Raw genomic sequence first — 12,222 nt, 5'->3', positions numbered from 1 at the left:
TCTCTATATCAATGCCTTGTTCTAAGTAAGGTTGGACGATTTCCTTTAACCACTCTTCTCGCTGCATTACCACACCGCGACGCATAGCATCACGTTCGGCTGTCGATAACATCGACGTCATTTCATAAGAAAAATCATAAATAGCTAAGAAAATAATAATTTTTACATCTTTACTTATTTTGGCAAGATGAACAGCGCGCGAGATCGCCGGTTGTTGTTCTTTTTCAGGATCTGCGACGACTAAGATATTTTTATACTTTTGCATAATGCCTCCTTTACACAACTGTGTAGGCAATCTCTTGATAAGTTTAATTTAAAACAGGTATAACAACGGCTATGTACTTAGATATCAAGAGATTAATTAAATCCCTATAAATACTGTAACCTAGAATAGAAATATATGGGAACGATAATAGAGAAAATTATGCAAACTTTGATACGCTGAACAAATAAATACGAGAAATAGCCGTTCAGCTAAATAAAAAAGCATCGTATAAACGATGCTTTAAAATCATAAAAGATAAGGGAGATGAATAAGATTATTGTTGAGATAATGTGTTACTTTTAGCCACTCCAGCAAGGCGAGCCAATTCATCATGATCAATGATCGTAATGTATTTGCCTTTTACGCTTAACATCTCCGATTTTTGAAAACGCCCTAATAAACGACTGATAGTTTCGACCGTTAAACCTAGATAATTACCAATATCACCGCGTGTCATTGTTAAACGGAATTCACGTGGTGAAAAACCGCGCTGAGAAAAACGCAGTGATAAATTATATAAGAAAGCAGCAAGACGCTCTTCAGCATTCTTTTTCGAAAGCAACAGAATCATTTCCTGATCGCCTTTAATCTCATTGCTCATCAAGCGCATGATTTGTTGGCGAAGCTTTGGCATTTTACCTGAAAGATCATCAAGGATTTCAAATGGGATTTCACACACCATTGATGTTTCAAGTGATTGAGCAAAACTCGGATGCTGCATTTCATTGATCGCATCAAAACCTACTAAATCACCAGCAAGATGGAAGGCAGTGATTTGCTCGTCACCTTGTTCGGTAATGGTGTAGCTCTTAATGGTGCCTGAACGAATAGCATATAACGATTTTAGCTCGTCACCTGCTTTAAATAGCTCCTGACCTTTTTGGATCGGTTTTTTTCGTTCTATAATTTGATCCAGTTGGTCTAGCTCAGACTCATTCAGCGTGAAAGGAATGCATAACTGACTAATACTGCAATCTTGGCAGTGAATAGCACACCCGCCGGATTGGATACGTTTTGTTGTAAGCTTGTCTGAAATCATATGCTGTCTAACCAATTTGATGTAGGTCAATATTTTAACATATTATGAAGCATTATTACGAGAAATAAAAAGGTCACTACATTTGATTGATTGCTATGTAACCAGTTTGAATACCATAAGCCATTAATAATAATGCACTAACACGCCTAAAATGAAGGTTCTTTAGCCATACTTTTAACTGTGTAGCAAAACCGCCGACAGCTAACATTGCAGGCAATGTTCCTAACCCGAAAGCAAGCATAATTATTGCACCATTTAGAGCACTTCCAGAAACCGCCGCCCATGTTAAAGCTGAATAAACTAAACCACAGGGTAGCCAGCCCCAGAGAAAACCAAAGGGTAAAGCTTTTATCGGCGATTTAAGGGGGAGAAATGATGTGGCTAACGGTGATATATATCGCCATGCAACTTGCCCAATACGTTCTAGTTTGTTTAACCCAAACCACCATTGACCAATATGTAACGCTAAAACAATCATCATTATTGCTGCAAAAAAGCGCATAAATATCAGTGGGCTATTGGAACCATTAATGGTGGCAACACCCGCAAGCATTGCACCAATAATTGCCCCAGCAACGGTGTAAGCGACTAACCTTCCAAAATTATAATTTAAAAGATAAATCCATCGTTTACTGTTTTTAGTACTCTCCGGCATACCAATAGTGATCGCAGCAGCAACACCACCGCACATTCCAATACAATGACCAGCTCCCATTAAGCCAATTAAAAAGGCAGCATAAAAATCTAAATTAATCATTTTTGCTATCTTGATCGTTACGTGGTTCTTTTTCTATTGTTTCAGAATTGGAAACTGCGCTTTTGTGTTTACTATCATCTTCATCGAACAAAATATCGTACCCACGACGCTCTAAATCATCAAATTGATCGCTTTTTACTGCCCATAAAAATATACCAATAGCAATACAGACAAAAACAATGGCGATAGGTATTAATATGTAAATACTGTTCATTTATTTTAATAACCTTAAAGAATTTGATACAACAATGATCGAGCTTGATGACATACCCACAACGGCAATATATGGCGCCACTAGTCCTGATACAGCTAGAGGTAGGATTATCAAGTTATATCCAAGCGCCCAAGATAAATTCTCTCGAATAATTTTTCGAGTTTTCAACGCTAAAGTACGCGCTTCTAAAATACGTTCTAATTTATCGCCAAGTAGTACCATATCTGCTGAAGATTTAGCTATATCTGTCCCACTACCCATAGCAACGGAAAGATGAGCACCAGCAAGCACTGGGGCGTCATTGACACCATCACCTATCATTAATACTACGTCATCTGCTGATAATTCGTTTAAATATGCTAACTTTCCTTGTGGTGTTTGATTAGCAATAACCTCATCAATACCCAATTTTTTAGCAACGCTATTGGCATGAATAGTATTATCACCTGTTAACATTGTTACCTGAATACCATGTTGCTGACATTGTTTGACTAATTGGGTACTTTCTTGACGGATTGGATCGTCTAATTTAAATGCTGCGATAGGTTGCTTATTGCAAGTTAACCATACCGAGAATTCATTACTATTTTTAAACGATTTATTATTTTCTATATCAGTAGCAAAATCACATTTACCTATGCGCCACTCATCACCATTTAGCGTTGCTTTCAAACCACAACCAATTACATTTTCGACATTACTAAAAAGTATACTTTTTTGGCGATATCGGCTAAAAGCTTGAGCAATAGGGTGATTGGCGTATCTTTCTAATTCCGCTGCAATCATCAACGCTTCTTCTTGCTTTAATTCACTAAACATGTGCGTTTCAATTAAGCAAACGTTACTTCTGTTAAGGTGCCAGTTTTGTCTAATACCAGTCGATTAACTTTACATAGCGTTTCTAATACATGACCTCGTCGGAGTAGTATCCCTAATTTACCAAGTGTAGACGTTGAACAGGTAATAGCCGTTGGTGTTGCTAAAGAAAGGGCACAAGGGCAGGTAGCGACTAAGACGGCCAATGTAATCCATAATGCATCATCAGGTTTATCTTGATACCAATAATACCAAGTGCCAACAGCGATAATCAGTATGGCAGCAACAAAATAGCGAGCTACATTATCAGCCAACTCTGCTACTTTTGGTTTTGATACTTGGGCTTCATCTTGCAAGCGTACAATAGTAGAGATAAGAGAGTCATTTCGGTTTACTGTAACTGTCATTGTGATATTGGCATCACCATTAATAGTCCCTGCATAAACCTTATCTCCAATCGTTCTTGTTACAGGCACTGATTCTCCCGTTAGCATAGATTCATTAACGGTTGTTAATCCTTTATCAATTTCGCCGTCCGCAGGGAAATGTTCTCCTGGTAATACAGTGACAATGTCACCTTTTTTGAGTGTTTTTGCTGCAACTTGTTCACCATTAGCAAGCGTTGCCATACTTGGTATGAGTTTTAGCAAATTGGCACTGGCTGCCGCAGCTTGTCGACGAGCACGCATTTCTAAGAATCGACCGAGTAGTAAAAAAAAGGTAAACATTGAAATAGATTCAAAGAATACTTCGCCTTCTTCCATCATAGTTGCGTATAGACTTGCGCCATAAGCAAACAGTAACGCTATTGAAACAGGAACATCCATGCCTAATGAAAAAGCTTTTAGGCTCCTCCATGCATTAAGATAAAAAGGGAGTGCTGAGTACAGTAAAACTGGGGTAGCAAAAATCAGGCTTACCCAACGTAGATAATTTTTAAATTCTATATCTAGATTGCCAAAGACTTCAAAATAAAGCGCAATAGCAATCATCATCACCTGCATTGTTGCAATACCTGCAATACCTAACTTATAAAGGTATTGCTTCATGGCTTTATGGTATTGCTGTTCTTGAGCATCAGCTTCAAAGGGTGAGGCTTTATAACCAATATGATGAATAACCGCTAATAAATGACTTAGTTGAACTTTTTCAGTGTCCCAAACAAGTAATGCACGATTAGTCGTGGTATTCACACGAATAGAAATAACACCATCTTCACGTATTAATTGCTTTTCAATTAACCATGCGCAAGCAGCACAGGATACCCCCTCAATAAATAGGGATACCTCACTAAAGTTTTGATCTATCCTACGAACGAAGTCTTGCTGGATATCAGCGTGATCATAAAGGGAGAGAGACTTAAGCTGTTCGGGGACTAAATCAGCTTTTTCAGCAGGTTCTGTTCGGTACTCATAGTACGAAGTAAGGCCACTTTGGACAATAGTTGTAGCAACGGCTTCACAGCCAGGACAACACATAGGTCTCAATTGGCCTAATATTTCGACTTCAAACTGGCTACCATGAGGAACGGGATCACCGCAGTGGTAGCACTCATTATGTATATGCTTTTCTACTGTCATTCCTTTCTCTTTCCGCACAACGAAATCGGGGAGGATGTTGGTACGTTTACAAGTCCTTGTAGCATTCAATCAACTGTAAAAGATTCAATTTCAACAAATCATGGTCCATCTAAAGACTCAGGTATAACAAATTGATAATGGCATTTATATCCTGATTGATGTTTATAATTGCATGAATATTAAAAGCATCAGCTAGCCGTAAACGAGAGTGATCTATATTGATTGCTTTACTTTTTATAGTAATGCTAAGCGACTAAATCAACTTGATTATTAGAAATAAATAAAAAAACAGCCGTTAAGTCATAAATAGAACTGATAAATTAGACGACTAGAATTATGACTCAGAATATATATAGAACACCACTTAGGTAGTAGGTTATTTATCTCACGAATACAATCGTATTCATGCACCACTTACTTTCTAGTGTTGATTTATCAAAACATCACTGACAAATACCATATTTATTGTTTTATCAATGCGTTGTGACGTTTACTGACGACTCATTAAAGAAGATTAAAATTGCTTTTTTATTATAAAAGTGGCACTTTCACTGAGCATAATACTTGAGTTAACACATTTTTACAGGTGGAATGGCCACATTACATTTATGCTTAATTAACATTATGTGACTATTTTGAACTCTGTAAAACAGGAATATTTGTAAAAATGGCAGCAGAAAAATTAACCCGTGGTCGTTTAATCCAAATAATAGTATTAATGACTATATTAATTTCAGCTTTTGTATGGAGAACAGTGACATATACATCTTCCGAAAGTGATGACGGTACTAATAATGGAGTGAAAATATGTCATCTAGATACAACTAATTGTCAGTATTTATTAGATGATAAGAACGTTGACGTACAACTTTTAACAAAAGATTTAACTGCACAAACACCAATTCGCCTAGAAATAACCAATATAGATGTTAAGCCTTCAGCTATTGTTTCGGGTGTTTCTATGAATATGGGTACGGTACCCATTGTATTTACTCAGTATAATAAAAACACTTGGGTGGGAGAGTTTACCGTTCCAAAATGTACCCATAACCCAATGGTTTGGGCTTTAGATATCACGGCTAAAAGCACGACAATGAGTTCTCAATTTACCGTCAGTAAATAATATTAGAAATAGCACTTCTTAATATGAATATTTACTGAAGTGCTATTTACTCGCAATAAATCATTTTTTTTGTCATCCCACCATCCACAATAAAATTTTGCCCCGTTATAAAGCCTTGGCTACAAAGTAAAAAATCAACCATTTCAGCAACATCATTCACATTTCCAACTCGTCCAGATAAATGCTGCTGATGATCGATAGCGTGTAATTGACTCGCATCTGTATGAATCCAACCAGGTGAAATGCAGTTTACTTTTATATCGGGAGATAAACTCACAGCAAGTGCATGAGTTAATGAAACCAATCCACCTTTACTTGCAGCGTATGCTTCGGTGTTTGGTTCAGATTGTGCATATCTTGTTGAGCTTATATTTATGATATGACCCTTACTTTCAACAAGTAAAGGTAGGCACTGCTGACTCATGGCTAAAGGGGATGTTAAGTTAACATTTAAAATATGGTGCCATTCATCTAACGGTAATTGGTGTAAAGGAGTATTGTACGGATTAGAAATAGCGGCATTATTGATGAGAGCATCAAGCCGTCCAAATTGACATTTAACCCAATCTAACGTGTTTTTAATATCAGGTATTTGAGTAACGTCGGTTAAACGAAAACGAATACGTGGTTCTTCATTAACTAAATCATATCCGGCTTGCTCATTGATATCTAATGCGACAACGATAAAATTTTTTTGTGCTAAATATTTACAAATCCCTTTGCCTATACCGTTAGCACCACCGGTGACAATAACGATTTTATTTGAGCTTAAATCCACTTTAATAATCCCTTACTTACAGATCTTTGCAACATGATACGACAAGATAAGCTAATCTAATAAGAGGTAGGTAAAATTCTGACTTAAAAAGTGCAAATAACTGATAATATTAATCACAAATTAATTCAAGGATGAGTCTATTGATATGGATATAACAACAAGTTACTCAATACAGCCTTCATCTATCAAAGCTATTAATGAAGCTATTGATAGACTTAATCTAAAAATTGCAACGCCTTCTTTACTGCTTATCTATTATTCTGAAAATTATGACATCAGTATTTTCCAAGCTGTGCTAAAAAAATCCTTTCCTAATACCGCTATTTTAGGTTGTACCTCATGCCAAGGTTTTATGACAAATGAAGGCTACTTTAGCGGAACAGGTCTAGCATTATGGGCGATTAATGATTATCACGGAGCATATGGCACAGCCATAATTTCAAACTTTGATACGCCTTATGAAATGGCAAGGCAAGCAACACTAAAAGCGATTCATAATAGTGGGCGAGTTGGCGAGTTACCATCACTAATCTTATTACACGCAACACCGGGTTATGAAGAACAAATAATTCAAGGAATAGAAAAAGAGTTGGGCTGTACAGTACCTATTATTGGGGGGACAGCCGCTGATGATTTTATTGCAGAGAACTGGCAAATATTTAACGTTGAACAAGAAACAAGTCAGGGAATTGGTATCGCTGTTTTTTATCCAACATGCGAAGTAAGTCTCTCATTTCATTCTGGTTATGCTAGTACTGGTTTATCAGCTATAGCGACCAAAGTTGAGCATAGGGAAGTTATAGAGCTCGATAATAAACCCGCAGCAGATGTCTATCAACAATGGATGAATATTCCATTTGATACTAATAGCAATATAATAAGTGAAAGCAGTCTAAACCCATTAGGGCGTTTTGCTGGAGAATATTTTGATCTTCCTTACTTTAAATTAGCACATCCCGCACATATTACGCAGCGCAAGGGTATCGAAATGTTTGCTGAAGTAAAGCAGGGGGAACGCTTGTACTTTATGAACGGCACTGATGAAAGACTGATTTCTAGAGCAAGCCGAGTCGTTAAAGCATCGAATGGTAATAAGCTGAATCCAATAGGCGGAATAACGATTTTTTGTGCCGGATGCATGTTAAAAATAAAAAATCGTATGGATGACGTTGCTACCGGTGTAAATATTGCAATGTTAAATAAGCCTTATATTTCTCCATTTACATTTGGTGAGCAAGGGCAATTCATCAGTGGTGAAAATGCACACGGTAACTTAATGATTTCAGCAGCTATTTTTCATAAAGGGTAGGTTGTTAATACGATGATAAGTTCTGAATCTGAAAAGCTACAAGAAACAATCATTGATTTATTACGCAGTCAAGAACGAGAAAACCAATTACAAGATGAGAATGAAGCCATCTTAGAAGGTATCTCGGCAATGGCGGGCGCGAATGATAAACGTCAAGTATTCAATAGTTTATTAGAAGTCCTACGCAAGTTTATAGGTTTTGATCAAGCGCTAGTTCTTACTAGGGAAGACGAACAAGAAATGCTTGATGTGCTGGTCAGTACTGATAATCGTTTTGGTACAAATTCTTGGCTCATGGAAAGTACATTTAGACGTGCAATCAATGGTGAATGCATCGCGCTATATTCCCCTAAAGATATTATTGAATTTAGTACACAATCGGTTGAAGCGTTAAATGATTTCAGTTCAGCATTATTAACCGGAGTCAAAGTAAGCTCTAGTGATGCTGTTATGATTTTAATGAGCCACGATAAAAGCCAGTTCACACCAAGATGCAGGCGAGTGCTTAATAGATTTAGACCATTACTCGCTCGTGCGATCATCGATATAGATTATCGAGAACGGTTGCAATCCTTAGTTGCCGCACGAACACAACAACTGACATTTAGTCAGCAGCGATTTAAAGATTTTGCCAAAACAGCAGGTGATTGGTTTTGGGAAATTGATGTTGATTATAATTTTACCTATATTTCAGAACCTCAAGTCGCTAATACACAAATATCCTGTGATAACTTTATAGAATTCTTTAACAACTACCCATTATTCCAAAATAAACTGACGAGTAAACTCTCACAGCAAGTTGTATTTGAAGACTTAGAATGGAATCTTAGTAGCGTTGATAATACAGATCAGTGGTATAGCTTTAGTGGTACTCCTTATTTTGATAAGTATGGAAAACTACAAGGATTTCGAGGAACTGCTAAAGATATAACGAGTAGGAAAAGACGTTTATTTGATTTACAGGAAGCGCAAAAACAAGCAGAGACAGCTAACAAAGCTAAATCTCAATTCATAGCAATGATGAGTCATGAGATACGGACACCACTTAATGCGGTGTTAGGTTTAATGGAATCGTTATCTTTATCTGGGTTAAATAACAAGCAGAATCTTTGGTTATCACAGATGGACCAATCAGCACATTTATTACTGACTATTATCAATGACATCTTAGACTTATCAAGGATCGAATCGGGGAGTTTCAGACTTTTCAATAGTGATATTAATGTTGTGGAAAGTATAAGACTTGTCGCTGATCAATTGGCACCACAAGCAACTAAAAATAATGTCCAATTTCAATGCGAAATTGACGATGCAATCCCCAAACAAATCTACGGTGACAAAAATCGAATTGCTCAAGTGTTATTTAATTTAATCGGTAATGCCGTTAAGTTTACGAGCATCGGTTCGGTTCGTGTTGTTGCTCGTAAAGTTGACGACAATATTGAAATAGCAGTCATCGATACTGGCATTGGTATTGCTAAAGACGCGCAAGCCAATATCTTTAATCCATTTCATCAAGCTGATGGAAGTATCACACGTCGTTATGGTGGTACAGGTTTGGGCTTAGCGATTAGCCAACATTTAATCGAAAAGATGGACGGAACAATATCACTGGAAAGTGAATTAGGTACAGGAAGTTGTTTTAAAATTTCTATTCCTATTATTTATCCATCATTAAAAAGTTGCGAAGCCGACATTAAATTTAAAAACAAGTCGGATTGCTCTTTAAATATTTTATTAGCAGAAGATAGTAAAACCAATCAGTTAGTTGCTAAGTTAATGTTGGAGCGGCGAGGACATAAAGTTGCGATAACTAACAACGGAAAGGAAGCGATAAATGTACTGTTACAGGGTCACAATAAGTTTGATTTAGTGCTGATGGATATATCTATGCCTATTTTAGATGGCTTAGAAGCAACAAAACAACTTAGACAAAGAAAAATCAGCATTCCAATCGTTGCATTAACCGCGAATGCAATGCAAAGCGATCAGAAAATCTATCATGATATTGGTATGGATGGTTTTTTAGCAAAACCAATCTGTTCTAATGAGTTAGATGCGTTGCTGGAAAAATACCAAGAACTTAAAGAAAATCAGCAATCAGAAAGTACGATCTAGAGATTCGCCATAATCGAATCTCTAGTAATTAACAGTAAGCTTTAAGTACAAGGCAAACTGAACATTTGCAGCAGTATTTAAAATTGATGTTAATTACCTATTTTATGGTAAATAGCCAATACTGTTAAATACAACAATAAACCTATAAGTGGAACAGGGATGTTAGATATGAGATAGGAAAAACAAGAACACATACCATTACTACAAGACCTTATTTAACATAATAAACATAATGCGTACTTGAATATATTGTTAATTGTTGCAACCATTTAGAAATGTCACACGGTTCTCCAAGTTAGAAATGTCACTTTTTCTAAGTGACAGAAATTTGTTATTTCGCTTGGTCATACATCACGGGATTTATTCGCGACTGTCTACGTTGTTCTTGTCGTCTTGGTGTATCTGAACGACTACGCTCTCTTAAACCTTCTGATTCCAATCGTTCTTGCTCTACCATCGCTAATCTCAAAACAGCGTCTAAACGCTTATTTTCAACTATCTCTCCCTGATTTATTCGCTCCAATTTATCAAAAATACTGTAACCTAATGATTGACCTAAATGCTTAATATCTATTTGACCGTCAGGGTAATCATGTATCATGATATTTCTACCCACAAGGTTTTCATTTTCTGAATTTTTTTCAAGTAAATACATGACTTTGTCATACTGTAGCGTTAGTGATTTAGTTACTTTTCGCGAAGTTTGCCAGGAGAAAATATCGTATAACTCTTTCGGGGTTTCGTAGATAGGTCTGTGCACATTCAATTGACGTTTAGCTGGTTTAGCAAAGCGCCTGTTATAGTTATCTATAAAACCTGATAACCACTCGTTTGCTTCTTCTATCCCATTAATCCCTGCTAGCCTCATCTCTTTAACTAGACGGTCTTGAAGCGTTAAATTAGCGCGTTCTACGCGCCCTTTAGCTTGTGGAGTATTGGCACAAATTAGCTCAATGTTTAATTCTTTTAGTGCGCGACCATATTGAGTCAGTTTATTGCGGTCTTCGTTGCTAGCATGGTTAACACGGAAAACACCGTGTTTATCCGTGTAGAGCGCGACAGGCTTACCATGCTGTTGTATATACTGCTTAGTCGCAGCCATATATGAAAACGTCGACTCAGAATCACAAAAATATAAATGCATGATGGCGCTTGTTGCGTCATCAATAAAAACAAGCAATGTACATTTATCGGCTCGGCCTTCGAACCAGTCGTGGGGGGAACCATCAAGCTGAATAAGTTCGCCTATACAATCTCTTCTCGCTCTCGGTTGATAAATCTTACGTCTTTTCTTAACCTTTGGTTTCCAAAGTTTTACCGAAACCATCCATTTTCTGATGGTTTCAGTAGAGAGTCTAATATCATGAATTTCAGCTAATTTTTCTGCGGCTAGCGTAGGACCAAAATCGAAGTAATGAGTCTGAATTAAATCAATAACTTGTTTTTTCAATGATGCATTGAATTGACGATTACTTGGCTTAGTTCGCTTTTTTGAAATTAAACCATTAGCCCCGAACTGTCGGTATTGATTAACCAATCTTTGAATATGCCTACGGCTTAAGTTCAGGATTTTAGAAGCATCAATTTGTCTAATACGCTTATCACAAACGTTTTGTATTGTTTCGAGTTTCTGAAGCTCTTTTGTGCTCATCGTGAGTAACATTCCAGCACCGTAGGCTGATTCTTCCATAGGAAGAATCATACACCTAATGTGACATTTCTAAGTTGGAGGAATGTGACATTTTAAAGTAGGGCTGACATGAATATATTGTTAAAATGATGGAGATTTGGCTTGTTTAGATTTGTTGGTTACTGAGTTTTAAGAGCTTCAAGCAACTCTTCCATACCATCATCAAATTCAGGCGCACTTCAGTAACTAGTAATGAGTAAACTTAATTGTTGCATCGGCTGACTCGAATTGACCGTAAATCTCAAACTGATGTCCTTCAATAACTTTTGATTAAAACCACTTGCCGATAGTTCTCCAGAATTGATCTGTAGTTTTCAAGCGCCTTAAATATTTGTTCACAGTTTTCAGTGATCTCTTACTCAGTATCTATCAATGAATTACCAATCTCTGATTTCAACCAAGCGATTAACTTTTATAATTGGAACGCTTCCACAATAATTTCCCAACTTCCAAACCAACAATTTTTAGTCCATAGCGTTTAAGCTCTCGAGAGCCAAATTATTAACTGTAATAAATCTCGAGCTAGCTAATGT

9 protein-coding genes and 1 pseudogene are annotated in these 12,222 nt (G+C 36.8%); 3 read left to right on the top strand and 7 right to left on the bottom strand.

Annotated features, from left to right (window positions below):
* From SKA34_RS23635 to SKA34_RS11220, 5 genes and pseudogenes are all read right to left on the bottom strand, one after another.
* Positions 1-265, bottom strand: a 265-nt coding sequence (locus SKA34_RS23635) for a universal stress protein (RefSeq protein WP_006645650.1), incomplete at its 3' end; no start/stop codon positions are given.
* A gap of 274 nt (positions 266-539) precedes the next feature.
* The gene (locus tag SKA34_RS11235) at positions 540-1,304 is read right to left on the bottom strand and encodes an FNR family transcription factor (protein ID WP_005367842.1); all 765 of its coding nucleotides are present in this window, start codon (positions 1,302-1,304) and stop codon (positions 540-542) included.
* Between the two features lie 76 nt (positions 1,305-1,380).
* Positions 1,381-2,061 (bottom strand): sulfite exporter TauE/SafE family protein, encoded by a 681-nt coding sequence (locus SKA34_RS11230; protein ID WP_006645649.1) that lies wholly within the window; start codon positions 2,059-2,061, stop codon positions 1,381-1,383.
* Positions 2,054-2,275, bottom strand: coding sequence for a cbb3-type cytochrome oxidase assembly protein CcoS (ccoS, locus tag SKA34_RS11225; protein WP_006645648.1), 222 nt, complete (start codon positions 2,273-2,275; stop codon positions 2,054-2,056). The genes SKA34_RS11230 and ccoS overlap by 8 nt, the downstream gene beginning before the upstream one ends.
* Positions 2,276-4,653 (bottom strand): annotated as a pseudogene (locus SKA34_RS11220) (heavy metal translocating P-type ATPase).
* Positions 4,654-5,338: 685 nt separating this feature from the next.
* Between SKA34_RS11220 and SKA34_RS11215 the strand changes: the two are divergent.
* Positions 5,339-5,794, top strand: a complete 456-nt coding sequence (locus SKA34_RS11215) for a hypothetical protein (RefSeq protein WP_006645645.1) — start codon at positions 5,339-5,341, stop codon at positions 5,792-5,794.
* 46 nt (positions 5,795-5,840) lie between these two features.
* Here the strand turns inward: SKA34_RS11215 and SKA34_RS11210 are convergent, their stop codons facing one another.
* Positions 5,841-6,572: an SDR family oxidoreductase gene (locus SKA34_RS11210; RefSeq protein WP_006645644.1), complete on the bottom strand. Its 732-nt coding sequence runs from the start codon at positions 6,570-6,572 to the stop codon at positions 5,841-5,843.
* A gap of 145 nt (positions 6,573-6,717) precedes the next feature.
* On the opposite strand from SKA34_RS11210, the gene SKA34_RS11205 reads away from it, so the two are divergent.
* Positions 6,718-7,881 carry an FIST signal transduction protein gene (locus tag SKA34_RS11205; protein ID WP_006645643.1) on the top strand — a complete coding sequence of 388 codons (1,164 nt, stop codon included), beginning with the start codon at positions 6,718-6,720 and terminating at the stop codon, positions 7,879-7,881.
* A 12-nt stretch (positions 7,882-7,893) separates the two neighbouring features.
* Entirely contained in the window at positions 7,894-9,999 is a 2,106-nt protein-coding gene (locus SKA34_RS11200; protein ID WP_006645642.1) for a PAS domain-containing hybrid sensor histidine kinase/response regulator, read from the top strand.
* Positions 10,000-10,330: 331 nt separating this feature from the next.
* On the opposite strand, the gene SKA34_RS11195 is transcribed toward SKA34_RS11200, so the two are convergent.
* On the bottom strand, positions 10,331-11,650 hold the full coding sequence (locus SKA34_RS11195; protein WP_083784328.1) for an ISNCY family transposase: 1,320 nt from the start codon (positions 11,648-11,650) through the stop codon (positions 10,331-10,333).
* Positions 11,651-12,222 lie beyond the last annotated feature (572 nt).

It is taken from the genome of Photobacterium sp. SKA34 (genome assembly GCF_000153325.1).
Taxonomy (GTDB): Bacteria; Pseudomonadota; Gammaproteobacteria; order Enterobacterales; family Vibrionaceae; genus Photobacterium.
This window is presented reverse-complemented; position numbering and strand designations above follow the sequence as displayed.

Coding starts and splice junctions, on each gene's coding strand:
- SKA34_RS11235 (WP_005367842.1), bottom strand. CDS start 1,304: ATGATTTCAGACAAGCTTACAACAAAACGTATCCAATCCGGCGGGTGT.
- SKA34_RS11230 (WP_006645649.1), bottom strand. CDS start 2,061: ATGATTAATTTAGATTTTTATGCTGCCTTTTTAATTGGCTTAATGGGA.
- ccoS (WP_006645648.1), bottom strand. CDS start 2,275: ATGAACAGTATTTACATATTAATACCTATCGCCATTGTTTTTGTCTGT.
- SKA34_RS11215 (WP_006645645.1), top strand. CDS start 5,339: ATGGCAGCAGAAAAATTAACCCGTGGTCGTTTAATCCAAATAATAGTA.
- SKA34_RS11205 (WP_006645643.1), top strand. CDS start 6,718: ATGGATATAACAACAAGTTACTCAATACAGCCTTCATCTATCAAAGCT.
- SKA34_RS11200 (WP_006645642.1), top strand. CDS start 7,894: ATGATAAGTTCTGAATCTGAAAAGCTACAAGAAACAATCATTGATTTA.
- SKA34_RS11195 (WP_083784328.1), bottom strand. CDS start 11,650: ATGAGCACAAAAGAGCTTCAGAAACTCGAAACAATACAAAACGTTTGT.